Here is a 26,947-nt window from a genome sequence, read left to right as displayed (position 1 = left end):
GACCTACCCATGACCCACATCAAGACCCGCAAGTACGCACCTCGCGTTTCGGTACTGGCCACCGCCACCCTCGCCGCCGGCTTCGCGCCGCTGGCCGCACAGGCGGCCGACGATGCCGGCGCCAGCCAGGCCACCGAACTGGACAAGGTCCAGGTGCGCGGCAGCTGGTTCAACCCCTCCTCGCCGAAGTTCACCGCTGCGCTGCTGGATACCCCGAAGTCGGTCTCGATCGTCTCGGAAAAGCTGATCGCCGAAACCGGTGCGACCAACCTGCAGGATGCGCTGCGCATGGTTCCTGGCATCACCTTCGGTGCCGGCGAAGGTGGCAACCCGACCGGTGACCGCCCCTTCATCCGCGGCTTCGACTCGCAGAGCAACATGTTCGTCGATGGCCTGCGCGACGTCGGTTCGCAGACCCGCGAAGTGTTCGACCTGGAGCAGGTGGAAGTGGTCAAGGGCCCGAGCTCGGCCTACGGCGGCCGTGACTCCGGTGGTGGCAGCCTCAACCTGGTCAGCAAGACGCCGAAGCTGAAGAACGAGACCACTGCCAGCATGGGCATCGGTACCGACAGCTACGCACGCGGCACCGTGGATGCCAACTACGTGCTGGCCGATGGCATCGCCGCACGCCTGAACCTGATGAAGCACGAGTCGGACATCGCCGGTCGTGACGCGGCCAACGTCAGCCGCTGGGGCATCGCGCCGTCGATCGCGTTCGGCCTGAACGGCCCGGCGCAGCTGATCGCCAGCCACTACCACATGCAGAGCGACGACCTGCCCGACGCGGGCGGCTTCCCGTACGGCAACCCGAACGGCGCACCGGTGTCGAAGTGGGTCGACGGCCGCCCGATGGTGCCCGACCGCAACAACTACTACGGCCTGGTGGATCGCGATTTCCAGCGCACCCGCGCCGACATCAGCACCCTGGACGGCAGCTACGACTTCGGTGGCCACAAGCTGCGCAACATCGCGCGCCTGGGCAACACCAGCAACGATTACCTGTGGACCCAGCCGGACGACAGCCAGGGCAACCCGAACAACTACGGCACCTTGTGGCGCCGTACCAACAGCCGCGCCGTCGACGTCAAGAGCTTCGCCGACCAGCTGAGCCTGACCGGTGCGTTCCAGACCGGTGCGCTGAAGCACAGCTACAGCGCCGGCGTGGAATACAGCGATGAAAAGATGACCCGTGGCAGCTACCTGATGACCCCGGGCACCAACAACCCGCTGACCAACAGCAGCAAGTGCCCGACCACCGGCGCGGCCACCGGCTACAACTGCACCAGCTTCGACAACCCGAACCCGAACGATCCGTGGGCGGCCACCCATGCGGTGTACCGCAGCGACAAGGCGCTGGACGTCGAGCAGCGCACCAAGACCAAGTCGGCCTACCTGTTCGACACCATCGAACTGAACGCGCAGTGGATGATCAACGTCGGCCTGCGTTACGACGACTTCTCCACCACCCTGACCACCCCGGTGGCCGGCAAGGCGCCGACCCGCGTGCGCAACGACAATGACTTCCTGAACTACCAGGCCGGCATCGTCTTCAAGCCGGCTGCCAACGGCAGCATCTACCTGTCCTACGGCACCTCCTCCACCCCGCCGGGCATGGACGGTGGCGATGGTTCCGATGGCCTCAGCGCGGCCGTGGCCGACCTCAAGCCGCAGGACACCAAGAATCTCGAACTGGGCACCAAGTGGGACCTGTTCGACAACCGCCTGAACCTGACCGCTGCGATCTTCCACACCGTGATGGACAACGCACGCGTGACCGTGGACAACGGCACCAGCCAGAACGCCGGCAAGAAGGAAATCAACGGTGTGGAACTGGGCTTCACCGGCCAGCTGACCGATGCCTGGAGCCTGTACGGCGGCTACACCTACCTGGATTCGGAACTGAAGGACAACGGCTTCGTCTGCGCCGTGTCCGGCCGCACCTGCCCGTCCAACGTCTACGTGCCCTCGCCTTACAACGGCAACGTGTTCCCCAACACCGCCAAGCACAGCGCCACGCTGTGGACCACCTACCGCTTCCCGTTCGGCCTGACCGTCGGCGCCGGCGCCAACTACTCCGACAAGCAGTACGGTGATGTGGCCAACACCAAGTGGATCCCCAGCTACACCCGCTTCGATGCGATGGCCAGCTACGCGATCCAGGACAACATCAGCCTGCAGTTGAACGTGCAGAACCTGACCGACAAGACCTACTTCACCAAGGCCTATGCTTCGCACTACGCGAGCATCGCCCCGGGTCGTTCGGCCACCCTGGCACTGAACGTGAAGTTCTGATGTAACCCGCAGCACCCACACGGCGGCAGGATCTCCTGCCGCCGTTTTTGTTTCCGGCGATACTCCGCGCATGGCTTCCAACCCCCCGTTTGATTCCGACGCACTGGCAGACCTGCTGCTGCACGACCCGCAGGCCGCCTTCGCGCGCGTGCGCGATGCGGCACAGGCCGGGCAGGTCGAGGCGCAGCTGCTGCTGGCGCAGATGCACATGGAAGGCAAAGGCACGCCGGAAGACGCCGCTGCAGCCCTGCTCTGGTACGAGACCGCGGCCAACAACGGCGCGCCGATGGCGATGAACATGCTCGGCCGCTGCCATGAGCTGGGCCAGGGCACCGCCGCCAATCCTTCGCTTGCCGCGGTCTGGTACCGGCGCGCGGCCGACACCGGTCTGGACTGGGGCCTGTACAACCTGGCCAACCTGCTGGCCACCGGCCGTGGCGTGCCGCAGGACCGCGCACAGGCGCTGGCGCTGTATACCCGCGCGGCGCATCTGGGCCACGCCAAGTCGATGAACCTGCTGGCCCGGCATCTGGAAGATGGACTGGATACCGGACGCGATCCGCAGGCCGCGCTGGCCTGGTATCAGCGCGCCGCCGAGGCTGGCGATTTCCGTGGCCAGGCCAATTACGCCTCGATCCTGCTGCAGGCCGGTGAAATCGAACAGGCGGTGCATTGGCTGCGGTTGGCACTGCAGCACGGCAGTCCCGCTTTCATGGCGCATATCGTGCCCGAGCTCGCCGCCTCCCCCCATCCGCAGGTGCGCGCCCTGGTCGCACCGTCCGCTTGCTGAGGACTTCCGCATGCTGCTGCATATCCCCGACATCCTTCCTGCCGAACAGGTCGCTGATATCCGCCGCAGGCTCGATGCGGCAGACTGGACCGATGGCCGCGAGACTGTCGGCCACCTCGGCGCGCAGGCCAAGCACAACCAGCAGCTGCCGGAAGCTTCGCCGCTGCGCCGCGAACTGGGCGAGACCATTCTGGTCGCGCTGGCCCGGCAGCCGCTGTTCTTCAGCGCGGCGTTGCCGCTGAAGTACCTGCCGCCGCGCTTCAACCGTTACAGCGGCGGCGGCACCTACGGCTTCCACGTCGATGGCGCGGTGATGAACCTGGCCAACGGCGAGCAGCTGCGCTCGGACATCTCCTGCACGCTGTTCCTGTCCGACCCGGACGAGTACGACGGCGGTGAACTGATCATCAGCGACACCTACGGCGAACATGAAGTGAAACTGCCTGCCGGTGATCTGATCGTGTATCCCTCCAGCAGCCTGCACAAGGTCAACCCGGTCACCCGCGGTGCGCGCGTGGCCTCGTTCTTCTGGGTGCAGAGCATGATCCGCGACGACGTGCAGCGGCGCCTGCTGTGGGAGATGGATACTTCCATCGAGCGCCTGCGACAGACCGATGGCGATGCCGACGCGGTGCTGCAGCTGACCGGCGTGTACCACAACCTGCTGCGACGCTGGAGCGAGGTCTGAGCCGATCAGGCCACCCCTGCGACAACTTGGCAATCATTCTCATTTGCAACGGCTAACGGGTCTCATTACAATCACGCCCCGTTGACGCCGGATGTTCCGGCCAGCCAGGGATTTCCGCTTGCGTCGCCCGTTCCGCCCTCGCCCGCTTCGGCTTGTACAGCTCGGCACCGCCATGCGCGGCCGTCGGCCTGCGCTGGCCAGCCTGCTGGCGTGGGTGGCGATGTTGACGCTGTTGCTGGGCACCCTGCCGCTGCTGCCGGTGGCCCATGCGGCTGCAACCCAGGCGCTGCAGCAACCGCTGGAAGAGCGCGGCGGCGAAGCCCCCCTGCAGGAAGAAGCGCCGGCCAAGCTGCGGCGCTGCGCATCGGCACCGGCCAAGTCCACTGACAAGCCGGCGCCGCCACTGCTGTTGGCCAGCCACTGGCTGCGTACCGAACTTGATCTGGCTCCCTCCGCGTCGGCTCCGTCCGACGCGCGTTCGCACTGGCCGTTGGCCGCACCAGACATGCCCTGGACCGATGCGCCCGGGCGTCGCCAGCAACGCGGCCAGGCGCCGCCGCTCGCCTGATCCACGGCACGCTGTGACCGCCTGAGCGGTTGCACCGGCTCGCCGCAGCCTGCTTCACCTCTGCCGCCCCTGACCGGGCCATCCCTGCCCTGCCGCGCGCGCTCCGCGCCCGGCATCGCGCTGCCTTACATCCTTCGAGGTATCTGCCATGGCCCAGCGCCATCGTGTCCGTTCGTCCCTGTCCCGCCATCTGTTGACCAGCGCCGTGCTGGCCGCCGTCGCGGCTCCCGCCTACGCCCATGGCGACGCTTCCGGCGCACCCCAGACCCTCGACAAGGTGGTGGTCACCGCCGCTGGCTTCGAGCAGAAGGTGGTCGATGCACCGGCCAGCATCAGCGTGGTCAGCCGCGAAGAGCTGAGCAAGCGCCCCTACACCAGCCTGGTCGACGCCCTGCGCGACGTCGAGGGCATCGACGTCGGCCTCGAAGCCACCGACAAGAACGGCCGCGCCACCATCTCCATGCGCGGCCTGCCGTCCGAATACACCCTGGTGCTGATCGACGGCCGTCGCCAGAGCAACGCCGGCCAGCTGTATCCGAACAACTTCGGTGGTGGCCAGTTCGCCTACCTGCCGCCGCTGGATGCGATCGAGCGCATTGAAGTGGTGCGTGGCCCGATGTCCACGCTGTACGGCTCGGATGCGATGGGCGGCGTCATCAACATCATCACCCGCCGCAACCAGGACAGCTGGCACGGCGCGGTCACCCAGGGCTTCACCGTGCAGCAGGACGATCAGTTCGGCGATGCGCGCAGCACCGACCTGTACCTGAGCGGGCCACTGGTCAAGGATCGCCTCGGCCTGGCCGTGCGCGGCAGCTACTACGACGCCAAGGCATCCAATCCCGAATGGGATGCACTGCCCCTGCCCGACGGCACGCTGTGGGAGCGCAGCATCGGTTTTGGTGGCGGCGGCAAGTCGGTGGCCAACACCAACTGGAACACCGGCGTGCGCCTGAACTTCCACGTCAACGACGACCACGAGCTGTGGCTGGACTATGACGTCTCTCGCCAGAAGTACGACAACAGCGAGGGCCAGACCGGCACGCTCGACAGCCTGGCCAGCCTGTGGCGCGTGGGCAACGCGGTGGTCCCGAACCCGAATGGCAACGGCACCGTCACCCGCCGCGTGGTGCAGCCGCGCGTGGGCTACACCGCCTACCAGCGCTATGAGCGCGACCAGCTCTCGCTGACCCATCAGGGTCGCTACAGCTTCGGCACCTGGCAGACCTCGCTGACCCACAGCAAGAGCAGCAACCTCGGCCGCTCGCTGCCGTTGACCCTGGACGAGCGCGCCGGCCTGCAGACCCTGTGGAACGACGTCTGCCGCCGCACCGGTGCCGCCAACAACTGTGCCGCCGGCCGCAACAACGCGCTGGGCGCACTCAACGCCAGCGAACAGGCACGCCTGCAGGCGTTCCTGCCGCGTCCGCTGCGCACCATGGAGCTGGAAGGCTACGTGCTGGACACGATGCTCGACCTGGACTTCGGCGCGCACAAGCTGACCGTGGGCGGCCAGTACAACGACACCGACATGGTGGACGGCGTGTTCGGCATGGACGGTGCCGGCTACCGCAGCAACACCAAGCAGAAGCACCGCATGTGGGCGTTGTTCGCCGAGGACAACTGGTCGCTGACCGACACCCTGACCGCCACCTTCGGCCTGCGCTACGACGACCACAACATCTTCGGCAGCCACCTCAGCCCGCGCGGCTACCTGGTCTGGAACGCGACCGATGCCTGGACCTTCAAGGGCGGCGTCAGCACCGGCTATAAGACCCCGCGGCCGGACCAGCTGTTCCCCGGCATCACCGGCTTCGGTGGCCAGGGCGTGCTGCCGCTGGTGGGTTCGCCCAACCTGAAGCCGGAAACCAGCACCAACTACGAGCTGGCTGCGTACTACGAGGGCCAGCGCTGGGGCTTCAACGTCACCGGTTTCATCAACAAGTTCGAAGACAAGATCGCCAGCGGCGGCACGTTCCCCAACTGTGAGGTCGCACCAGCCGGCAGTGGCTACTGCGTGGATATCGGCCCGGGCTGGGCCTCGCTGGGCTACAGCACCTTCACCCAGAGCGTGAACATCGACAAGGCCGAAACGCGCGGCGTGGAACTGGCCGGCCACGTCGACCTGCTGGACAACCTGCAGCTGCGCGGCAACTACACCTGGACCAAAAGCGAGCAGACCGCCGGTTCCGGCAAGGGCCTGCCGATCACCGGTACCATGCCGGCCAAGCACATGGCCAACGCCAGCCTCAACTGGCAGCTCAACGATGCGATCAGCCTGTCGTTGATCGGCGAAGGCCGCTACGACCGCTATCGCGACACGATCCTCGATGCCGCCGGTGCCAGCCACACCCGCTACTACGAGGACTACACCATCTTCCACCTCGGTGGCAGCTGGAAGGCGACGCAGTGGCTGACGGTCAACGCGCGGGTTAACAACCTGTTCGACAAGAACTTCGTCTCGCAGTCGTGCCTGCTGACCAGCCCCAGCGAATACAACTGCGTGGACGACTACGCCACCAAGGACCAGCGCCGCAGCTACTGGATCTCGCTCAACGCGAAGTTCTGAGACCGCGACCGGTAGTGCCGGCCGCTGGCCGGCATCGCCCTGACCTGGTAGATGCCGACCTTGGTCGGCGCTCCATCCACGCATGGCGTGGATCTACCTGTCCGCACTACCCCGTCAGAGATACACAACGACATCTAATTGCGAGCAATTCTCATCAATGATGTAATGCCCAGTATTCATCCGTCCCGAACCGTGCCGTGAGCCGTCCCGCATCTTCCACCGTGCAGCAGCAACAGAGCCGCGGCTTCTGGCTGCGTACCCTGCACCAGTGGCACTGGATCAGCTCGGCGGTCTGCCTGATCGGCATGCTGCTGTTCGCGGTGACCGGGCTCACGCTGAATCACGCGGCGAAGATCGAAGCCAAGCCACAGGTGCAGAACCAGCATCTGGAACTGCCGGCCGACGTGCGCGTCCAGCTCGGCACACGCGAGGACGGCAACGCGCCGATCCCGCGCCCGGCCCGGCAATGGCTGGACGAGCAGCTGGGCATTTCCATCGGCGGCCGACCCGCCGAATGGTCGGCCGAGGAAATCTACCTGTCGCTGCCACGCCCCGGCGGCGACGCCTGGCTGAGCATCGACCGCGAAACCGGCGCAGTCGAGTACGAATCGACCTCGCGCGGCGCGGTGTCCTACCTCAACGACCTGCACAAGGGCCGCAATGCCGGCCCCGCGTGGGGCTGGTTCCTGGACGTGTTCGCCGTGGCCTGCCTGGTGTTCTGCATCACCGGTCTGTTCCTGCTGCACCTGCATGCGCGGCAGCGACGCATGACCTGGCCGCTGGTCGGCCTGGGCCTGATGATTCCGCTGCTGATCGCCCTGCTGCTGATCCATTGAACTTCCACCGTGATTTCCATCCGTTTCTCCGGAGCCGCCCCATGCGCGTCACCCTGACCATCGCCCTCAGCGGCCTGCTGGCCACCTCACCGGCCTACGCCACCACCCTCGACATCAACGTCGAAGTACCCAAGCTCAACGTGGCCGAGTACCACCGCCCGTATGTGGCAGTGTGGCTGGAAGGCGCCGACCAGAAGGTCGCCGCCAACCTGTCGGTCTGGTACCAGCAGACCAGCAACAGCGAAGGCCATGGCACCAAGTGGCTGCCCGACCTGCGCCAGTGGTGGCGCAAGAGCGGTCGCACCCTGCAGGTGCCGGTGGACGGCGTGACCGGCCCGACCCGTCCCGCCGGCAAGCACGCGCTGTCGTTCAACGACAAGCAGCCGGCGCTGAAGCAGCTGGCCCCGGGCAACTACACCCTGGTGGTGGAAGCGGTGCGCGAAGTCGGCGGCCGTGAACTGCTGAAGATCCCCTTCACCTGGCCGGCCACCGCCGCACAGAACGGCCGCGCGCAGGGCGCCACCGAACTGGGCCAGGTCACCCTCGCCGTCAAGCCTTGATCAAGCGGGGTCGGATCCCTTCCGCAGGAAGGGCTCTGACCCCATCGCCATATCCTCGGGGTCAGAGCCCTTTCCTTTGGAAAGGGATCCGACCCCTTCCAACTGGAGTCTTCCGCATGAAGCGCACGCTCGTCCTCGCCGCCGCTCTGGCCGCTGCCCTTCCCTTCTCTGCCCTGGCCCACAAGGCCTGGCTGCTGCCCTCGCAGACCGTGATCGCCGGCAACGCACCGTGGATCACCGTCGATGGTGCGGTCTCCAATGACCTGTTCTATTTCAACCACGTGCCGCTGCGCCTGGAATCGGTGGTGATCACCGCCCCGGACGGCAGCACCGTGCAGGCGCAGAACGCGTCCACCGGCAAGTACCGCAGCGTGTTCGACGTCGAACTGAAACAGCAGGGCACCTACCGCATCGCCTCGGTCAACGACGGCCTGTCGGCAACCTATGAACTGAATGGCGAGCGCAAGCGCTGGCGCGGCACCGCCGCCACCTTCGGCGAACTGCCCAAGGATGCAAAGAAGCTGGAAGTGAGCCAGTCGGTCGGCCGCGTGGAGACCTTCGTCACCAACGGCGCGCCGAACGACACCGCGCTGAAGCCGACCAACCGCGGCATCGAACTGGTGGCCGTCGGCCACCCGAACGACCTGTTTGCCGGCGAAGAAGCCACCTTCCGCGTACTGGTCGACGGCAAACCGACTGCGGGCCTGGAGTTCGAGATCGTGCGCGGTGGCACCCGCTACCGCAATGCTCAGGACGAGCAGAAACTGACCAGCGACGCCAAGGGCGAGATCAAGGTGACCTGGCCGGAAGCCGGCATGTACTGGCTGGAAACCGGCACCGAGGACAAGAAGACGTCGGTCAAGCAAGCCGCCAAGCGTCGCCTCAGCTACGTCGCCACGCTGGAAGTACTGCCGCAGTAAACGCATCGCTGCGATACCCGGCGCGCCCGGGTATCGCAGCCTGCCACGCATGCCCATGACCTCTACCGCACTCGATATCGCCCGGCTGGGCGGCACCACCATGGGCACCACCTGGAGCGTGTCGCTGGTGGCACCGCGTCAGCGCGACCTGCATCCGCTGCATGCGGGCATCCAGGCCCGCCTGGATGAAGTGGTCGCTCAGATGAGCACGTGGGAAGCGGGCTCTGACCTGAGCCGCTACAACCGCGCCGACGCGGGTCGCTACTGCGTGCTGCCGGCCGAAACCCGCCATGTACTGGCCTGCGCGCAGGCCATCGCCGCCGCCAGCGGTGGTGCCTTCGACCCCACCATCGGCCCACTGGTGGCGCTGTGGGGCTTCGGCGCGCATGCCGGCGCACGGCGTGCCCCCGATGCCACCACGTTGCAGGCAACCCGTGCACGCTGCGGCTGGCAACACCTGCACTGGCAGGACGATGCGCTGCTGCAACCCGGCGGCCTGGAACTGGACCTCTCGGCGATCGCCAAGGGCTTCGGTGTCGACCACGTCGCCGCCTGGCTGCGCAGCCAAGGTGTCGATGCCGCACTGATTGAAGTCGGTGGCGAGCTGGCGGGCTACGGCCGCAAGCCCGACGGCCAACCGTGGCGCGTGCTGGTGGAGTCGGCGCCGGAAGAAGATGCCCACACCGATATGCCACCGCGTGTACTCGCGCTGGAAGGGAAGGCAGTGGCCACCTCCGGCGATCGCTGGCACCAGTATCAGGACGATGGCGTTGCCTACAGTCACAGCCTCGACCCACGCAGCGGCACGCCGGTGCGACAGGTCGCAGCCGCCGTCACCGTGGTCGCCGACGACGCGATGCACGCTGACGCCTGGGCCACCGCACTGACCGTGCTCGGTCGCGACGCGGGCATCGCGCTGGCAGAGCGCGAAGGGCTGGCCGCGCGCTACCTCGAACGCGCCGCCGATGGCCCACGCGAAACCCTCAGCAGCGCCTTCCAGCGGCTGCTGGATGAGCAGGCCGCATGAGCACACGTTTCTCGCGCGCAACCCTTGGCAACGTCGTAGTGCTGGTCCTGCTGGCAGTGATCGGCGGGGCCCTGCTGCGCCTGCACCTGGGCGAAGCGTGGTGGCAGGGTGCGCCGCCGTCGCGGCAGTGGGGCATCGCATTGGCCGCCACCGCGCTGTATTCACTGGCGTGCACCGTGGTGTGGTGGCGCAGCCGTCCACGCAATGACACGACCGAAGGCGGCGACCAACCGATGCTGCTGGTCTGGTCCAGCCAGACCGGCTTTGCCCGCGAACTGGCCGAGCGCAGTGCGCAGGCCCTGCGCTCGGCCGGCGTCAAGGTGCGCCTGCGTGGCCTGCATGAAGTGGATGCGCCCCTGCTGGCGGGCAGCGCACGTGCACTGTTCATCGTCAGCACCACCGGCGAAGGCGATGCACCCGACCACGCCCTGCCCTTCCTGCGCCGGGTGATGACCACACCGCCGCCTCTGGACCACCTGCAGTACGGCGTGCTCGCGCTGGGTGATCGCAGCTACGGCCACTTCTGCGCGTTCGGCCACCAGCTGCACGACTGGCTGCGCCAGCACGGCGCGCATCCGCTGTTCGACGCCATTGAAGTCGACAACGCCGATCCAGCCGCCCTGCGCCACTGGCAGCAGCTGCTCGGCCAGCTCGGCGGCGGTGCCAGCGAACTGCCCGATTGGACACCGGCCGAGTACCAGCCGTGGACACTGCTGCAGCGCATGCACCTCAATCCCGGCAGCGTCGGTGGTCCTGTCTACTGGCTGCGCCTGCAACCATCGACCGACAGCAGCGCGCACTGGCAGGCAGGCGACATCGCCGAGGTCGGTCCGCAGCACGCCGAACAGAGCACGCGCGACTGGCTGCAGGCGCAGAGCTTCGATGCCAACACCGTGTTGGACGACGGGAATACGCTGCTCGCCCGCGTCGCCCGCTCGCATCTGCCGTCCTTGGTTGCTGCGGGCGACCTGCCCGGCTTGTTGGCGGCACTGCAGCCACTGCCACATCGCGAGTACTCCATCGCCTCGGTGATGGACGACGGCGCGGTGGAGCTGCTGCTGCGCCGTCAGCTGCGTGCCGATGGCACACCAGGCGTCGGCAGTGGCTGGCTGTGCGACCACGCCGCCATTGGCGAGCCGGTGCAGATGCGCCTGCGCCGCAACGAGAATTTCCACGGCGTCGCCGCCGACGTTCCGCTGCTGATGATCGGCAACGGTACCGGGATCGCCGGCCTGCGTGCGCACCTGCACGAGCGCGCACGTGTTGGCGGCGGTCGCACCTGGTTGTTGTTCGGCGAACGCTCGGCCGCGCATGATTTCCACTTCGGCGATGAGCTGCAGGCGATGCTCGCCAATGGCGCGCTGACCCGCCTGGATACGGTATTCAGCCGTGATGGCGGCGCGCATCGGTATGTACAGGATCGCCTGCTGGCCGAAGCAGCCACGCTGCGGCAGTGGGTCGATGAAGGCGCGACGATCCTGGTCTGCGGCAGTCTGCAGGGCATGGCCCCGGCAGTGGATGCGGTGATCGAGCAGGTGCTCGGTGCCGACGGCAAGGAAGCGCTGCTGCTGGCCGGTCGCTACCGGCGCGATGTGTATTGAGGCGAACCGTCTCCAGGTGGGTGCGCACCGACTTCTGGTGGGTGCGCACCTTGGTTCGCACCATGCTGCGGTATCGGCCACTGCATCCACGCATGGCGTGGATCTACTGAACGGCTTCATGCCGCGGTATCGGCCTCCGCATCCACGCATGGCGTGGATCTACTGGAGCACAGCGACCGCATTTTCAGTAGATCCACGCCATGCGTGGATGATTACCTCCTCGCGCCGACGATGGCTCAGCCCCCCGCAGCGCTCACCCGTATCGCCAGCAACTCCCCGCCGCCCTGCAGCGCATGCCGCTGACGTTCACCGGCCGCCAACCACGCGGTATCGCCGCCCTGCATCGCAGGCAATCCACTGTCCGCACCAAACGTGGCCTGCCCACCCAACAGGTGCAGGGCCCACGCCACACCCGGCTCGCAGAAGAAGAACATCGGCCCGACCAGCGGCCGGTGCAGCAGCTCGGCCTGCAGCAGCTCGCGCTTCCACATCAGGTTGAAATCGTGGGTGGTGCCGTCGACCAGCTCGCCGTGCAACGCGGCTTCGCCGGCAAAACGCACGCGCCCATGCGGTGGCAGCACCTCGGCTACACGGCCGTCCTCGAAACGCAGGCGCACGCCATTGCCCTGCAACAACACCAGTTCGCGCTCGACACCGGGGAACGCGGAAAACGCGGCGTCCTGTTCGATTTCGGCTACTGACAGGCGCAATGCCCAGTCATCGCCCTGCGCCGGCAACCGCAGGATCTCGCGGGTCCAGCCGAGGCCGTTGCGCCAGCGTTCGCGGCGGTAATCCAGGCTGGAAATCACCTGGCTCGGGGTCTGCAGCAGGGAGTCGATGTTCATGCGCGCATTGCATCATGCCGCGCGCCACAACGCATCAACGCGTTGCAAGACCCGCGGCCGTACCGCAATCGCCACCCAGCAACTGCGAGTGCTTGAGCCAATCCTGGTCGGGGTAGTACGCGAACACCATCGTGCCGCCCCGCAGCGCGTCGATCAGCGGCTTGGCCACCGACAACCGCACCGCAGGACAGCCGAGACTGCGCCCCAATCGTCCCTGCAACTGTGCGGTGGAGGGATTCACATACGGCGCCCCGTGGATGACGATGGCGCGCTCGCGTGCGCGGTCATTGAAACCCGGCTCCAACCCCGCCAGGCGCAGCGAGTAGCCGTTGCCGCCCATGTAGGTTTCCTGCGCGGTGAACGCGCCGAGGCTGGACATGAAGCTGCCATCGCGGTTGGAGAAATGCTCGGTGCGGTTCTCGCCACTGTTGCGGCCGTGCGCCACCCACTCCTCGAACAACAGCCGCTGGCGGGCCAAGTCGAAGACCCACATCCGCGGCTCGGTGGACGGCCGCGAGTAATCGATCACGCTCAGGCGTTCGCCGCTGACACCCAGTTCCGGCCGCTGCAGCGCGCAGCGCATGGCGTGGGCGGCCAACTGCAGCACCCGGCGGTCGGCCTTGGGCGCGCTGCGGGCCAGCTGCGCAGCGAGGTCGTCTGCACTGATCGCGGCAACAGGCGTCTGTGCCCATGCCGACGCACTGGTAACAGTCGCCAACAGGCCAACAGCAGCCAGCCAGCACGAGCGGGAAGTGGACATGGGCACGCAGGGAGGTCTCAGGATCCCTTGAGGGTGGACGCTGGCGGCTCCGATTCCAAGACCGGCTGCATACCCGATTCAGCCGCGCTTGGGCGCACCGCCGGCAGCGAGGTGACCAGCAGGGTCGTGCCCGGCACCAGCACCTGGTACAGCTGGCGGGCGAAATCGGCCGGCAACGCCATCGGCAGCGATGGGGTGGCCAGCAGGTCCGGCGTGGCCTGGGCGCGGTCCTGGCCCAGCAGCGGATAGGCCGTCCACTGGTGCAGGCGCTGCTGTGCGTCAAGCGGGCTGGGCGTATCGCTGTAGCCCTGGCCCATCACGAACAGAGTGGTGCCCTGGAACGCCGGCAGCGCATCGGCCTTCAACGGCGACTCACCGATCATCACGCCGTCGCGCAGCACGTACAGGCGCTGGTCGTGCAGGCTGACCAGGATGCCGACCTGCCCGCTGGGGGCGGCCGCATCATCCCACCACGCCTTGTCCGGGGCGCCGGCCTCGCCTTCCGGCAGGGCCTGCCCACGTGCATTCACCGGTGCCAGCACCGCCGGATAGGCCAGCGTCATCGGCGCGCTCTTGGCATCGGCCACGACCACCGTATCGCCGCGCTTGGTTTCGCTGAACAGCTTCTGGGCGAAGGCCTGCGGCAGGCGCACGCAGCCATGCGAGGCCGGGTGCCCGGGCAGGCTGCCGCCGTGCAGCGCGATGCCGTCCCAGGTCAGCCGCTGCATGTACGGCATGGGTGCGCTGTTGTAGAGGTTGGAACGGTGGTCCTTGTCCTTCTGCAGGATGGTGAACACACCGGTCGGCGTCTCATGGCCGGTCTTGCCCGAGCTGATCGTGGTCAGGCCGATGGCGATGCCGTTGCGGTACACATAGGCGCGCTGCTCATCCAGGCTCACCACCAGCACGATCGGGCCAGCCGGCGAAACCTCCGGGTGCCACAGGTACTCGCCAGGCTTGAGGTCGGTCGGACCGCGTACGTCGGAAGCCGTCGCCGCGACCGGCTTGGAGGGTGCGGCGGCGTGTGCAGCGCAGGGCAGTGCCAAGGCAGCGGCGAGCATCAGGGTCAAACGGTGCAGGTGCATCCAGCAGGTTCCATTCCATGCGAAGGCCTCACCGTACACCATGGGCGCGTAGTGGCTGCGCCAAAAGAAATTGCCCGGCGACACAGCCATGTGTCGTACCGGGCAATCGTCACGTCCCTGTCGGCCTGCTGCCACCCCCTCGCATCCTGCGAAGCGGGGGCGGCGTTGCATCCTGCACGCGGCCGCGTCTGTCCTGTTTGTATCTCAGCCCCTTCCACAGGTCTGTGATGCCACCATCCTGGTGATTGGTGTCGCATCCCTGCGACGGTCGGTGGTTACGGGCATCCTGTCCGTAGCCAATGAACCTGCATCCTGCCGGTCCCGACGTTTCCTGTTGTCAGCGCCTGGGTACGGTTCGCACCGGTACCGATCCGGGTACCGGATCCGCGGGCAACATCTTGTTGCCAACGGTGATCCGCCGTCGATTCCGTTCGACGATCGATGTCCCTATCCCCTTCACCTGCGTCAGGTCCTCGACGCGGTGAAACGGGCCGTGTCTGCGCCGGTGCTCGACGATCGCCGCTGCCTTGGTGGCCCCGACCATCGTCAATCCCTGCTGCAGCGCTTGGGCATCGGCCCGGTTGATGTCGATCGGCTCGGCAGCTTGCGCTCCCGTGATCCACATTCCCAGCACCAGCGCCCTCAACACGACAAACCAAGGCACGACGTGTATCTCCTTGTGGTTCTGACCGTCCCGACCGGCAATCCCGTCGGTCGAAACAGTGTCCGTCACCACATGCACACAGCGTATCGGGTTCACGGATTTCTAAAAGCCAGCCAAATACCCGACGTGATGTAGGGAAAACCCTACCCTTGGCCGAGGCGTAGAATGGGCGGATCAGCCATGCAACCGGAGTTTCAGATGGACAGCGCCAAGCTCGGCCAATTCGTCAATGACAAGTGGGACAGCGAAATCGTCCCGCAGTTGGTCGACTACATCCGCATCCCCAACAAGTCGCCGATGTTCGACGCCAATTGGGTGCAGAACGGCTACATGGAGCAGGCGGTCACCCTGATGGAAACCTGGGCCAAGGCGCAGGAGCTGCCCGGCCTGAAGGTCGAGGTGGTGCGTCTGGAAGGCCGTACCCCGCTGATTCTGCTGGAAATTCCGGCTACCGGCGCCGAAACCGGCGACGACACCATCCTGCTCTACGGCCACCTGGACAAGCAGCCGGAGATGACCGGCTGGGACGACGACCTGGGCCCGTGGACCCCGGTCCTGCGCGGCGACAAGCTGTATGGCCGTGGCGGTGCCGATGACGGTTACGCCATCTTCGGCTCGCTGGCCGCCGTGCTGGCGCTGCAGGCCCAGGGCCTGCCGCACGCCCGCTGCGTGGTGCTGATCGAAGCCTGTGAAGAGTCGGGCAGCTACGACCTGCCGGCCTACGTCGACCACCTGGCTGACCGCATCGGCAAGCCGTCGCTGGTGGTCTGCCTGGATTCGGGTTGCGCCAACTACGACCAGCTGTGGTGCACCACCTCGCTGCGCGGCCTGACCGGCGGCAACTTCTCGGTGAAGGTGCTCAACGAGGGCGTGCACTCCGGTGATGCCTCCGGCGTGGTGCCGTCCAGCTTCCGCCTGCTGCGCCAGCTGCTGTCGCGCATCGAGGACCAGGACACCGGCCGCATCCTGATCGAGGGCATGAACGTGGAGATTCCGGCCGAGCGCCTGGAACAGGCCAAGCGTGCCGCCGACGTGGTCGATACCGCGATCTTCGAGAAATTCCCGCTGGTCGACGGCCTCAAGCCGATGAACGACGACCTGACCGAGCTGGTGCTCAACCGTACCTGGCGCCCTGCCCTGTCGGTGACCGGCATCGGCGGCATGCCGCCGCTGGAATCGGCCGGCAACGTGCTGCGCCCGCATACCGCGGTGAAGCTGTCGCTGCGCCTGCCGCCGACTGCCGATGGCAAGACCTGCGGCGAGCTGCTGAAGGAAGCACTGCTGCGCGATCCGCCGAACGGCGCGCAGGTCACCCTGGACCTGGAAAAGGCCTCCACCGGCTGGAACGCGCCGGCGATGGCACCGTGGCTGACCAAGGCCATCGACGATGCCAGCCAGACCTTCTTCGGCAAGCCGGCGATGTACATGGGCGAAGGCGGCTCGATCCCGTTCATGGGCATGCTGGGCGAGAAGTTCCCGGGCGCCCAGTTCATGATCACCGGCGTGCTCGGCCCGCACTCCAACGCCCACGGCCCGAACGAGTTCCTGCACATTCCGATGGGCAAGAAGGTCACCTCGTGCGTGTCCAAGGTGATCAGCGAGCACTACGCGGCAAGCCTGCGTGGCGAGACCAGCGGTTCGCCGGTGGCCGCCGACAGTGGCACCCGCAACGGCGACCACGGCTGCTGCTGATCCAGCACGCAGTGACGGACGCAGCCCGGCCTTGCTAGGCTGCGTCCATCCTTCGAGAGCACTGATGGCATGAACGGTCTGTTTGGCAGCACCAGCTGGCTCTACATCATCCTGGTCGGCTTCTTCGTCGGCCTGCTGGGACGCTTCTTCATGCCCGGCAACAACCGCATGGGCTGCCTGCTGACCATCGTGCTGGGCATCATCGGCGCGCTGCTGGCCGGCTGGTTCGGCCAGTACATGGGCTGGTACGCACCCGGTGAACCGGCCGGCTTCCTCGGCGCGGTCGTAGGCGCGGTCGTCGTGCTGGCGATCCTGCGCCTGTTCAGCGGCCGCCGCTGAGCCGCCACCTCCTTTTTCATTCTGCCCCGACGTTGGCGCGCCCGGCGCGCCCGGATATGCCTGCATGACCGAACCCGCCTCTGATCCCCAGCGCAGCGCACAGCGCCTGCAGTGGGCCCGTACCCAGCTCGACGACGGCAACGCCGTGGTCGAACGCGCCTCGGTCGACGCCGGCATGCGCAGCTACTGGCGCACCACCAGCCAGCGCGGCAGCCACATCGTGATGGACGCTCCGCCGGGGCTGGAAGACCCCACGCCGTGGCTGCGCATGCGCGGCCTGCTGCACGATCACGGCCTGCGCGTGCCCGCGCTGCTCGCCCAGGACCTCGACGCCGGCTTCCTGCTGCTGGAAGACCTGGGCGGCCCGACGCTGGCGAAGATCCTCGACGAACGCAATGCCGACGCGTGGTTCAGCCGCTCCATCGAGCAGCTGCTGCGCCTGCAGGCCATCCCGGTGCCGGCCGATTTCGGCCAGTTCGGCGAAGCGCTGCTGCAGCGTGATGCCGGCCTGTTCGATGAGTGGTTCCTGCAGCGCCATCTTGGCCTTGAACTGGACTGCGGCGAGATCGAAGGCCTGCAGCTGGTCCACCGCCGGCTGATGGACAACGCGCTGGGCCAGGCCCAGCTGATGACCCACCGCGACTACATGCCGCGCAACCTGATGCCGGTGGACGGCGGCCCGGCCGTGCTGGATTTCCAGGATCTGGTGCGTGGCCCGATCGCCTACGACGCGGTGAGTCTGTTCAAGGATGCCTTCCTGAGCTGGCCGCTGCAGCGCGTGGACGAATGGCTGTCGCAGTATCACCAGCGCGCGCGTGATGCCGGCCTGCCGGTACCCGACCGTGCCACCTTCCTGCGCGATGCCGACTGGATGGGCATCCAGCGCCACGTGAAGATCCTCGGCCTGTTCTGCCGCCTGCGCTACCGCGACAACAAGGGCCACTACCTGGACGACGCACCGCGCTTCATCGCCTACCTGGATGAAGTGCTGCCGCGCTACCGCGAACTGGCACCGTTGCAGCAGTTGCTGGAAATGCGGATCAAGCCGGCACTGGCCGAGCTGGCCGCGCCAATGCGCGTGCTGCGCTGAAGGTCGCGTCGATGAAGGCACTGATTTTCGCCGCCGGCCTGGGCGAGCGCATGCGTCCATTGACCCTGCACACGCCCAAGCCGCTGCTGGCAGTGGCCGGCAAACCACTGATCGTGTGGCACCTGGAGCGATTGGCTGCATTCGGCATCCGCGACGTGGTGATCAACACCGCTTGGCTCGCCGCGCAGTTTCCGGCCACATTGGGCGATGGCCGCCAATGGGGCCTGCAGCTGCATTTCATGCACGAAGGCGATACCCCGCTGGAAACCGGTGGCGGCATCCTCAATGCATTGCCGGCGCTGGGGGACGATCCGTTTCTGGTGGTGAACGGCGATATCTGGACCGATTTCGATTTCGCCACGCTGCCGCGTGAACCGGCCGGCGAAGCGCATCTGGTGCTGGTCGATAACCCGGCACAGCACCCCGCCGGCGACTACCGGCTGGACGCGCACGGCGTGCTGCACCACGACCGCGAAGGTCCGTGCCTGACCTATGCGGGTATCGGCGTCTATCGTCCGTCGATCGTGGCCGATTGGCGCGCGGTGATCGGCGAGGCACCTGGCAGCGAGCGCGTGCCACCGAAGTTTTCGGTGGTGCCGTTGCAGAAGCATTTCATGGCACAGGGGCGGATCAGCGGTCAGCATCATCGCGGTCGCTGGACGGATGTCGGGACCGTTGATCGCCTGCGTGCGCTGGACGTTGAGTTGGCCGCGAACGGCTGAGCCCCTCGTGGTTGGACGTCTTCAGAGCAGAAGCCTTGCTTGGCCGGGCGGGATGGGCTGCGCAGGGGGCGCTGCAAGTACGTCCCTGTAAGCTCGGTCGCCGCATCCATGCGGCTCACGCCCCTGCGCAGCCCACCCCGCCCGGCCTCTGACAGTTTCCGTGTGCGTCCAGCCACGGAAAAAGAAAGAAAAGCAAAAGCGGGTCGCCTCGCTGCGCTTGCTCTGGTGACGACCGACGGTCGTCACCCACCACAAGCAGAGCACGTCAGATCCAAGGCAATTCTTCCCCGGAAAGTCTCATCCACGCATGGCGTGGATCTACCTACCAAGGTCGACACCTACCTGCAGCGGCGACCAACTGTCGAAGGCGGGGTGGCTCAGGTTGCGGGGGCGTGAGCGCCATGGATGGCGCGACCGAGGCTACATGGACGTACTTGCGCCGTCCCCCGCAACCTGAGCCACCCCGCCATCCCACAGATAGCCCGCTTTTGACGTTGACGTTGACGTTGCTTCGGCTTCAGGGGGTGCAGGGCGCAGCCCTGCCGACCAACCCTAACCTCAGTAACGAGGACGGCCTTCTTCCAGTACCTGGCGCAGGAACGGCACGGTGATCCGCCGCTTCGCCGCCAGCGATTCGCGATCCAGCCAATCCAGCAGCGTGATCAGCCCACCCAGCTCGCGGCCGGTGTGCGACAGCAGCCACTCGATGGCGGCCTCGTCGATCGCCAATCCCCGACGCAGCGCGCGCTCGCGCAGCACCGCCGCACGGCCTTCCTCGTCCAGCGCCTGCAGCAGCACGCGCACGCATTGGCCCAGGCGCGAACGCAGATCCGGCAGCACCAGGCCCAACTCTCCGGGCGACTTCTGCGCGGTGTACAGCACCGTCACGTCGGCAGCGCGCGCGCGGTTGTGGAAATCGAACAGCGCGATCTCGTCCTCGCGGTTGCCCGCCACCGCATCCAACCCATCCAGCGCCACCAGCTCGCGCTGCTCCAGCCCTTCCAGCGCCACCCGTACCCGGCCAGCCACACTGGCCAGGGGCACGTAGGTCGGCAGGCGCCCGGCCTGCTCGGCGCTGGAACACATCGCCAGCGCCTGATGGGTCTTGCCGGTGCCGGCCGCGCCTTCCAGGTAGATCCAATCGTGGCTGGCCCCTACCGCGATGGCACGCAGCTGCGCCAGCGCGCCGTCCGGCGCACCGATGAAGCTCTCCAGGCGCTGATCCCGCGGGTAATGCAGGGCCAGCGGAAGTTGCGGCACACCAATCACTTCAGTTCCGGACCCTTGTCATTGCCAGGCACGATGATATGGGGCTGGTCGATCACGCCATCAAGCACGATTGCGGGCTTCTCGCCGGCATACAGCTCACTCTGCCGGTAGCGCTGGTGCGCATAGCGCAACAGGACGTTGGTCACCGCCGCCACCGGCAGCGCCAGCAGCATGCCCAGGAAGCCGAACAGCTGGCCACCGGCCATCACCGCGAAGATCACCGCCACCGGGTGCAGGCCGATCTTGTCGCCGACGATGCGCGGGGTCAGCACGTAGCTCTCCAGCAGCTGGCCGACGGTGAACACCACGCCCACCAGGATCAGCAGCTTCAGGTCGAACCCCTGCGCCTGCACCAGCGCGGCCACGATCGCCATCAGGATGCCGGTCGTCGCGCCGAGGTAGGGAATGAAGCTGATCAGGCCGGCGATCAGGCCGATCAACAGGCCCAGCTTGAGCCCGACCAGCGACAGGCCACCGGCGTAGATCACGCCCAGCGCCAGCATCACCAGGAACTGCCCGCGGATGAACGCACCGAGCACTTCATTGGATTCACGCGCCAGCGCGGTGATCGTGCCGATCTGGTTGCGCGGAATCACCGATGCCACGCGCTCGACCAGCTTGTCCCAATCGCGCAGAAAGTAGAACGCCAGGATCGGCAGCAGCAACAGGTTGACCACCCAGGTGACCACCGTGAAGCCCGAGCGCGATACGTAGCCCATGAAGGTCGTTGCGAACCCGCCGGCCTGCTGCCAATGGCTGCGCACCCACTCGATCAGTCGGTCCGGGTCCATCCACTGCATCACTTCCAGCCCGGTCTTCTGCTCGAACCAGGGAATGCCCTTCTCCATCAACCAGGCCTGCGCCTGCGGCGCCGCTGCGATCAAGGTCGTGATCTGGCGCTCGATCATCGGCACCAGCACCAGCAGCAGCGCGACGATCACCAGCACCATCGCCACGAACACCAGCACCACGCCGGTCATGCGCGAGCGGCCGGTGGCCTCGATGCGGTCCACCAGCGGATCGCCCAGCCAGGCCAGCGCCAGCGCCAGCACGAACGGGGTCAGGATCGGTGCCAGCAGCCAGACGATCCAGCCGATCAGGCCCGCCAGCAGGATGTACTTCAGCCGACGCAGGAACTGCGCGATTTCCGCTTCCGGGGACAGGATCATCGCAGGCGGTACTCGTTGCTGACCGGCGCCGGTGCCGGTGCACCGGTCGTATCGTCGATCGGCGTCGGCAGGGCCGGCAGGGTCGCCGACGGCACCAGGACGCCGTTGTCGCCGAGCATGCGGTTGAAGCCGGCCAGGCCGGTGGTCATTTCCAGATTCAGTTCCAGATGATCGGCGGTCGCGCGCAGCGGGGTGACGTTGCGCACCACGGCCACTTCACGCAGGCCGGCGGCCAGGCGCAGGTATTCGTCCGCGCTGTTGATGCCGGTCACCACCACGCGGTAGGTGCCCGCCTGGCCGGTGGCCGCACCGGCCTTGGCATAACGCTTGACCAGCGCGTCGGCAGCGCCATCGGCACCGGCGGCCATCGCGCGCATCGCGTTGGCGTCCTTGCTGGTCCACTTGTTCAGTTCACGGCCGTTGTCGACGAACACCCAGTCCGCCTGCCAGCCGCCATTGGCGCGGTAGAGCTTGCCGATCAACTGCATCGGCGGCGAATAGCGCGACGAAGCGCGGGCAACGGCGGCGCTGTCCTGGCGCCAGATGGCACCGGCCAAGGCCTGCTCGGCGGCGCCACCACTGGGCAGGCCGAGCTTGTAGCCGCGCTCGATGGCCCGGCTCAGCAGCGGCCGCGCGGCATTGGCCTGCTGCACGCTGACCAGACGCGGACCGCTGCCGTCATCGACGGCCAGCCACAGCACCGGCTTCGGTCGTGGCTGCGGCCACAGCGGCAGGCCCAGCGCCGACACCAGCCCGTCCACGTCATCCTCGCGGAAGCGCGCGACCAGCAGGGTACGGAAGCTCGGCGCACCGCTGGCGCCCACGCTCTGGTCCTGCTTGTAGTCGTAGCTGGCCACATAGTCCTTGGCATTGCGCAACGCCTGCGCCACGCCGGGGCGCGACATGACGCTGCGATCGCCGGACAATTTGCCCAGTACAACGCTCAACGCGCGGGCAAGTGCACCGTTGCGGTCAGCCTCGGCTTGGCTGTTGACGGGCACTTCGGCCTCGTACGCACCACTGGCAGTGGCAACATCCCCCTCGGTTCGCATGCCGCTCTGGGCCATCGTGGCCACCGGCAGGCACAGCGCAAGGAGCAGGGTCAAAAACAGGCTGCGGCGCATCAGGACATCCATTGGCTCGACGTATCCGGGGGGAATTGTTGCCCGAATACGGCCTTTGCGCCAATGCGGCCTGTTAAAATCGGCGATTCAACCCCTGCCAGCGCCGACGCCCGTGACCAACAGCCCGTCTTCCGCCCCTTCCCCCCTCACCTACCGTGACGCGGGTGTCGACATCGACGCCGGCAACGAGCTGGTCGAGCGGATCAAGCCCCTGGTCAAGCGCAGCTTCCGTCCGGAGGTGATGGGCGGCCTGGGTGGCTTCGGTGCCCTGTTCGACCTGTCCAACAAGTACCGCGAGCCGGTGCTGGTGTCGGGTACCGACGGCGTCGGCACCAAGCTGAAGCTGGCCCACCAGCTGAACCGCCACGATACGATCGGCATCGACCTGGTCGCCATGTGCGTGAACGACGTGCTGGTGCAGGGCGCCGAGCCGCTGTTCTTCCTGGACTACTTCGCCACCGGCAAGCTGGACATCGACACTGCTGCGGCAGTCGTGGGCGGCATCGCCAACGGCTGCACCGAGGCCGGCTGCGCCCTGATCGGCGGCGAAACCGCCGAGATGCCCGACATGTACGCGCCGGGTGAGTACGACCTGGCGGGCTTCACCGTCGCTGCCGTCGAAAAGAGCGAGCTGAAGGACGGCGCCCATGTCGCCGAAGGCGACGTGCTGATCGGCATCGCCTCGTCCGGCCCGCACTCCAACGGCTACTCGCTGGTCCGTCGCATCTACGACCGCGCCGGCCGCCCGGGCGAGCTGGAACTGGAAGGCGGGGTCAAGCTGGTCGATGCGCTGATGGCCCCCACCCGCCTGTACGTCAAGCCGATCCTGTCGCTGCTGAAGTCGCACGGCGATGCCATCCATGGCATGGCCCACATCACCGGTGGCGGCCTGACCGAGAACATCATCCGCGTGGTGCCCGAGGGCCTCGGCCTGGACATCCAGGCCTCGTCGTGGACCCTGCCGCCGGTGTTCCAGTGGCTGCAGAAGGAAGGCGCGGTGGCCGACAGTGAAATGTGGCGCACCTTCAACTGCGGCATCGGCTTTGTGCTGATCGTCGCCCCGGACCAGCTGGAGGCCGTGTCCGCTGCGGTCAAGGCGCAGGGCCTGGAGCACTGGACGATCGGTCAGGTGGTCACCGCCCAGGGCGGCGAACGCGTCCACATCGCCTGATCCACTGGACAAAGGAACCCGCATGGACGCACCCCCTCCCTTGTCGTCGACGCCGGCTCCGTCTGTGCTGCCGCCGAACCCGGCCGTGCCGGTGTTCGGCCCGCAGGACGCCACCCAGCTGCGCCAGCTGGCAATCGGCCACTACGTGGTCGCCGGTCTGATGGCGGTGTTCTCGCTGATCTTCATCCTGCACATCGTGCTGGGTATCGCCATGCTGTCCGGCTCGCTGCCGATGAAGTCCGGCGGTGAACCGTCTTCGCCGGAAGAACAGCAGTTCGTCGGCTGGCTGTTCACCGTGATGGGTTTCTGCATCGTGCTCGGCGGGCTGACCCTGGCCGGCTTTGTCGCCTATGCCGGCCGCTGCCTGTCGCAGCAGCGCCGCTACCTGTTGTGCATGATCGTGGCGGGGCTATCGTGCCTGTTCACCCCCATCGGCACCATCCTCGGCGTGTTCACCCTGGTCGTGCTGCTGCGCCCGCAGGTGAAGGCCGCCTTCGCTGGCCAGGCGGGTGTGGCATGAGCGATGGAATGAACCCGCCACCCCTGCCCCGGCAGACCCTGGCCGACCTGCAGACCGCCAGCCACCTGCACAACCTGAAGATCCTGTTCTATGCACTGGCAGGCTTCCATTGGCTGGCAGCGCTGGTGTTCCTCGGTTTTGTCGGCATCGTCGCCTTCGAACGCGGCATGGATGACGGTGCCGTGCTGGCGACGGTGTACGGCGCAGTGTCGTTGCTGGCCATCGGATTGGGCTTCCTGCAGCTGCGCACCGCGCGCCTGCTTGGCCAGCGCAGCAATCTGGCCTGGTGTCGCGGCGCGGCCTGGGCGGCAGTGCTTGCCGGCCCGCTGGGCATGGCGCTGACCGCCTACGCGGTGTATTTCCTGCGCAAGCCGGAGATCGCTGCACTGTTCGACCGCGGCGACCACGTCAGCGTCTGAGCTGGCAGGCGCATGTTCCGTCCCTTCTGCTGATCGCTCCGACATGTCCACGCCTGCTGCCCCCTCGCTCGCCAGCAACCGCGCCACCCACTCACTGTCAGCACCGAAGAAGGTCGCGCTGGCCGCGGTGCTGGGCATATTCGCAGCAACCTGGATCCATCCGCTGTGGCCGCTCGAGCAGACCCTGCACAGCTCGCTGACCGTGATCGGCCTGCTCGCCCTGTGGTGGGTGGACCGGCGCTGGCAGCTGGACAACGGCGCGTTCATCGCCATCTGCGGCTTCATCGCCATCCACTGCGTGGCCGCGCGCTGGCTGTATTCCAACGTTCCCTATGATGCCTGGCTGCAGTCGCTGCTCGGATGGTCGCCGGATGCCGCCTTTGGCTGGCAGCGCAACCACTTCGATCGCCTGATTCACTTCCTCTATGGCGTCTGCTTCACACCCGCGTTGCTGCAGCTGGCGCGACAGTCCTGGCCTGCGCTGCGCATCGGCCAGGCATTCACCCTGGCGGTGATGGCAGTGATGTGTTCCAGCCTGGTGTATGAGTGGCTGGAATGGGGCATCGCCCTTGCCCTGTCGCCGGAAGCGGCCGAGGCCTACAACGGCCAGCAGGGCGACATGTGGGACGCGCATGCGGACATGCTGCTGGCGACCCTGGGCAGCCTGTTGCTGTGGCCGTTGGTGCGCCGGAGCGCGGTGCGATGAGCATCTGCCGAATCGCCGTGCTGGCCTCCGGCCGCGGCAGCAATCTGCAGGCCATTGTCGACGCCATCGCTGCGGGGCGGCTGCAGGCCGAGGTTGTCGGCGTGTTCTCCGACCGTCCCGATGCGACCGCACTGGAGCGGGTGGCAGCGGATCGACGCTGGGCGCATGCGCCGAAGGAATTCAGCGACCGCGCCGCCTACGAGCTGGCGCTGGGTGATGCGCTGGCTGCATCCGCCCCGGACTGGATCGTCTGCGCCGGCTACATGCGCATCCTGGGCGCCGATTTCGTGCAGCGGTTCAATGGCCGCCTGGTCAACATCCATCCCTCGCTGCTGCCGCTGCACAAGGGCCTGCATACCCACGCACGCGCGCTGGAGGCCGGTGACGTCGAGCACGGCGCCAGCGTCCACCTGGTGGTGCCGGAACTGGATGCCGGCGCGGTGCTGGCGCAGGCGCGGGTTCCGGTGCTTGCCGGCGATGATGCGCAGACCCTGGCCGAACGCGTGCTTGCGGTGGAGCATCCGCTGCTGATCGCGACCCTGGAACTGCTCTGTGCAGGCCGTCTGGCTGAACGGGAAGGCCAGCCGATATTCGACGGTCACCCCCTGTTTAGCCCCTTGGCTCTAGATTCCGCCGGGAACCTGAACCGGTAACGCCCGTGCACACGCCCCGCTGACTGCGGGGCTGGCATCCTGCTCCCCTCCTGCGGTTCCTGTCGGCCATGAAGACCACGACCCTGCTGCGTACAACCCTGCTGCTGCCGCTTGCCGTCCTCGCCTGTGCGGGCTGGGGCCAGGCAACAGCGCCTGCTGCGCCGGCACCTGCCGAGGTGGCGCCGCCGGTGCTGCCTGCACTGGCCTGGGAGCCGCCGCCGCTGCAGCCGTTCAGCGCGACCTACCAGGCCTTCTACAAGAGCAAGGAAGCGGGCGATGCGACCATGCAGGTCACCCACACCGGTGGCAACCAGTGGCGGGTGGACATGCAGGTAGTCGGCCGCCGCGGCTTTGCCAGCGTGCTCGGCCTGAACATCGAACAGAGCACCGTGTTCGAGGAGCGCAACGGTGTCTATGCGCCACTCAGCCAGAGCACGGTGCGCAAGGGCCTGTTCCTCGGCAAGAAGGCCGTCGGCACCTACAACTGGCAGGCCGGCACCGCGCAGTGGAGTGGCGACGTGGAAAAGAAGCGCGCACAGCCGATTCCGCTGCAGGCCGGCGACCAGAGCGCCCTGCTGATGAACCTGGCGATCATGCGCGATGCCCGCCCTGGCGCGGCCATGCACTATCGCTACGTCGACATGGGCAAGGTGCGCCAGCACGATTACCAGGCCGCGCCGCAGACCGAGAACGTCGAGGTCGGCGACCTGTCCTACAACGCGCTGCGGGTCTATCGGACCAACGGCGGCAACAACGAAACCATTCTCTGGATCGCCAACGGTGTCCCAACCCCGGTGCGCATCCTGCAACGCGAAGACGGCGAAGATCGCGTCGATCTGCGCCTGATCGAATACCAAGGAGTCTGAGC

At 67.0% G+C, this 26,947-nt stretch carries 27 protein-coding genes; 20 read left to right on the top strand and 7 right to left on the bottom strand.

All coding sequences use genetic code 11. The annotated features are described in order from the left end of the window. Positions 1-9: 9 nt before the first annotated feature. The 10 genes from AC27VL_RS04290 (at position 10) to AC27VL_RS04245 (ending at position 11,851) form a co-directional block, all read left to right on the top strand. Positions 10-2,292 (top strand): TonB-dependent receptor, encoded by a 2,283-nt coding sequence (locus AC27VL_RS04290; RefSeq protein ID WP_488765616.1) that lies wholly within the window; start codon positions 10-12, stop codon positions 2,290-2,292. Between the two features lie 70 nt (positions 2,293-2,362). Beyond that, positions 2,363-3,082: a tetratricopeptide repeat protein gene (locus AC27VL_RS04285; protein WP_488765615.1), complete on the top strand. Its 720-nt coding sequence runs from the start codon at positions 2,363-2,365 to the stop codon at positions 3,080-3,082. A gap of 10 nt (positions 3,083-3,092) precedes the next feature. Beyond that, the gene (locus AC27VL_RS04280; protein WP_482996027.1) at positions 3,093-3,770 is read left to right on the top strand and encodes a Fe2+-dependent dioxygenase; all 678 of its coding nucleotides are present in this window, start codon (positions 3,093-3,095) and stop codon (positions 3,768-3,770) included. A 172-nt stretch (positions 3,771-3,942) separates the two neighbouring features. After that, on the top strand, positions 3,943-4,338 hold the full coding sequence (locus tag AC27VL_RS04275; protein WP_488765614.1) for a hypothetical protein: 396 nt from the start codon (positions 3,943-3,945) through the stop codon (positions 4,336-4,338). Between the two features lie 148 nt (positions 4,339-4,486). Next, positions 4,487-6,907 (top strand): TonB-dependent receptor domain-containing protein, encoded by a 2,421-nt coding sequence (locus AC27VL_RS04270; RefSeq protein WP_488765612.1) that lies wholly within the window; start codon positions 4,487-4,489, stop codon positions 6,905-6,907. A 197-nt stretch (positions 6,908-7,104) separates the two neighbouring features. Beyond that, positions 7,105-7,743 (top strand): PepSY-associated TM helix domain-containing protein, encoded by a 639-nt coding sequence (locus AC27VL_RS04265; protein WP_488765611.1) that lies wholly within the window; start codon positions 7,105-7,107, stop codon positions 7,741-7,743. Between the two features lie 41 nt (positions 7,744-7,784). Next, positions 7,785-8,303, top strand: coding sequence for a DUF2271 domain-containing protein (locus AC27VL_RS04260; protein WP_032975835.1), 519 nt, complete (start codon positions 7,785-7,787; stop codon positions 8,301-8,303). Positions 8,304-8,419: 116 nt separating this feature from the next. Further along, the gene (locus AC27VL_RS04255) at positions 8,420-9,223 is read left to right on the top strand and encodes a DUF4198 domain-containing protein (RefSeq protein ID WP_089239348.1); all 804 of its coding nucleotides are present in this window, start codon (positions 8,420-8,422) and stop codon (positions 9,221-9,223) included. A gap of 55 nt (positions 9,224-9,278) precedes the next feature. Further along, positions 9,279-10,250: an FAD:protein FMN transferase gene (locus AC27VL_RS04250; protein WP_488765610.1), complete on the top strand. Its 972-nt coding sequence runs from the start codon at positions 9,279-9,281 to the stop codon at positions 10,248-10,250. Then, positions 10,247-11,851 carry a sulfite reductase subunit alpha gene (locus tag AC27VL_RS04245; RefSeq protein WP_488765609.1) on the top strand — a complete coding sequence of 535 codons (1,605 nt, stop codon included), beginning with the start codon at positions 10,247-10,249 and terminating at the stop codon, positions 11,849-11,851. Before AC27VL_RS04250 ends, AC27VL_RS04245 begins: the two co-directional genes overlap by 4 nt. Positions 11,852-12,087: 236 nt before the next feature. Here AC27VL_RS04245 and AC27VL_RS04240 read toward each other — a convergent pair whose 3' ends face one another. The 4 genes from AC27VL_RS04240 to AC27VL_RS04225 all read right to left on the bottom strand — a co-directional run bounded on the left by AC27VL_RS04240 (position 12,088) and on the right by AC27VL_RS04225 (position 15,301). Continuing rightward, complete coding sequence (locus tag AC27VL_RS04240) at positions 12,088-12,696, bottom strand: HutD/Ves family protein (RefSeq protein ID WP_180163795.1); 609 nt, start codon at positions 12,694-12,696, stop codon at positions 12,088-12,090. A gap of 34 nt (positions 12,697-12,730) precedes the next feature. Beyond that, the gene (locus tag AC27VL_RS04235) at positions 12,731-13,456 is read right to left on the bottom strand and encodes a murein L,D-transpeptidase catalytic domain family protein (RefSeq protein WP_191077454.1); all 726 of its coding nucleotides are present in this window, start codon (positions 13,454-13,456) and stop codon (positions 12,731-12,733) included. 17 nt (positions 13,457-13,473) lie between these two features. Then, positions 13,474-14,541: a L,D-transpeptidase gene (locus tag AC27VL_RS04230; protein ID WP_205405040.1), complete on the bottom strand. Its 1,068-nt coding sequence runs from the start codon at positions 14,539-14,541 to the stop codon at positions 13,474-13,476. A gap of 337 nt (positions 14,542-14,878) precedes the next feature. Next, positions 14,879-15,301 carry a ComEA family DNA-binding protein gene (locus AC27VL_RS04225; RefSeq protein ID WP_488765608.1) on the bottom strand — a complete coding sequence of 141 codons (423 nt, stop codon included), beginning with the start codon at positions 15,299-15,301 and terminating at the stop codon, positions 14,879-14,881. Positions 15,302-15,403: 102 nt separating this feature from the next. Between AC27VL_RS04225 and AC27VL_RS04220 the strand changes: the two genes are divergently transcribed. From AC27VL_RS04220 to murU, 4 genes are all read left to right on the top strand, one after another. Continuing rightward, positions 15,404-16,897: a M20 family metallopeptidase gene (locus AC27VL_RS04220; protein WP_100463586.1), complete on the top strand. Its 1,494-nt coding sequence runs from the start codon at positions 15,404-15,406 to the stop codon at positions 16,895-16,897. A 69-nt stretch (positions 16,898-16,966) separates the two neighbouring features. Next, on the top strand, positions 16,967-17,236 hold the full coding sequence (locus AC27VL_RS04215) for a GlsB/YeaQ/YmgE family stress response membrane protein (protein ID WP_089239335.1): 270 nt from the start codon (positions 16,967-16,969) through the stop codon (positions 17,234-17,236). Positions 17,237-17,300: 64 nt separating this feature from the next. Continuing rightward, entirely contained in the window at positions 17,301-18,326 is a 1,026-nt protein-coding gene (locus AC27VL_RS04210; protein WP_100551745.1) for an aminoglycoside phosphotransferase family protein, read from the top strand. Between the two features lie 11 nt (positions 18,327-18,337). After that, positions 18,338-19,048, top strand: a complete 711-nt coding sequence (gene murU / locus AC27VL_RS04205; protein ID WP_488765607.1) for an N-acetylmuramate alpha-1-phosphate uridylyltransferase MurU — start codon at positions 18,338-18,340, stop codon at positions 19,046-19,048. 558 nt (positions 19,049-19,606) lie between these two features. Here murU and hda read toward each other — a convergent pair. From hda to AC27VL_RS04190, 3 genes are read right to left on the bottom strand one after another with little or no spacing between them, the layout of a single operon-like run. Next, positions 19,607-20,314: a DnaA regulatory inactivator Hda gene (hda, locus tag AC27VL_RS04200; RefSeq protein ID WP_488765698.1), complete on the bottom strand. Its 708-nt coding sequence runs from the start codon at positions 20,312-20,314 to the stop codon at positions 19,607-19,609. Continuing rightward, positions 20,314-21,486 carry an AI-2E family transporter gene (locus AC27VL_RS04195; protein WP_089239329.1) on the bottom strand — a complete coding sequence of 391 codons (1,173 nt, stop codon included), beginning with the start codon at positions 21,484-21,486 and terminating at the stop codon, positions 20,314-20,316. Before AC27VL_RS04195 ends, hda begins: the two co-directional genes overlap by 1 nt. After that, entirely contained in the window at positions 21,483-22,610 is a 1,128-nt protein-coding gene (locus AC27VL_RS04190) for a DUF2066 domain-containing protein (RefSeq protein WP_223482051.1), read from the bottom strand. Before AC27VL_RS04190 ends, AC27VL_RS04195 begins: the two co-directional genes overlap by 4 nt. Before the next feature lie 112 nt (positions 22,611-22,722). Between AC27VL_RS04190 and purM the strand changes: the two genes are divergently transcribed. The 6 genes from purM to AC27VL_RS04160 all read left to right on the top strand — a co-directional run bounded on the left by purM (position 22,723) and on the right by AC27VL_RS04160 (position 26,945). Then, positions 22,723-23,781, top strand: a complete 1,059-nt coding sequence (gene purM / locus AC27VL_RS04185; protein ID WP_375067792.1) for a phosphoribosylformylglycinamidine cyclo-ligase — start codon at positions 22,723-22,725, stop codon at positions 23,779-23,781. Positions 23,782-23,803: 22 nt separating this feature from the next. Further along, the gene (locus AC27VL_RS04180) at positions 23,804-24,301 is read left to right on the top strand and encodes a hypothetical protein (protein WP_488765605.1); all 498 of its coding nucleotides are present in this window, start codon (positions 23,804-23,806) and stop codon (positions 24,299-24,301) included. Continuing rightward, positions 24,298-24,720 (top strand): hypothetical protein, encoded by a 423-nt coding sequence (locus AC27VL_RS04175; protein ID WP_488765603.1) that lies wholly within the window; start codon positions 24,298-24,300, stop codon positions 24,718-24,720. The genes AC27VL_RS04180 and AC27VL_RS04175 overlap by 4 nt, the downstream gene beginning before the upstream one ends. Positions 24,721-24,814: 94 nt before the next feature. Next, the gene (locus tag AC27VL_RS04170; RefSeq protein ID WP_488765697.1) at positions 24,815-25,426 is read left to right on the top strand and encodes a DUF2238 domain-containing protein; all 612 of its coding nucleotides are present in this window, start codon (positions 24,815-24,817) and stop codon (positions 25,424-25,426) included. Then, positions 25,423-26,079, top strand: a complete 657-nt coding sequence (gene purN / locus AC27VL_RS04165; protein ID WP_488765602.1) for a phosphoribosylglycinamide formyltransferase — start codon at positions 25,423-25,425, stop codon at positions 26,077-26,079. The genes AC27VL_RS04170 and purN overlap by 4 nt, the downstream gene beginning before the upstream one ends. Before the next feature lie 68 nt (positions 26,080-26,147). Beyond that, a complete protein-coding gene (locus tag AC27VL_RS04160) occupies positions 26,148-26,945 on the top strand; it encodes a DUF3108 domain-containing protein (RefSeq protein WP_205405046.1) in 798 nt (265 codons plus the stop codon). Positions 26,946-26,947: the final 2 nt, after the last annotated feature.

The sequence above is a fragment of the Stenotrophomonas sp. 14P6.2.3 genome, assembly GCF_057799055.1.
The sequence above is the reverse complement of the archived record's forward strand: the minus strand, read 5'-3'. Positions and strand labels throughout refer to the sequence as shown.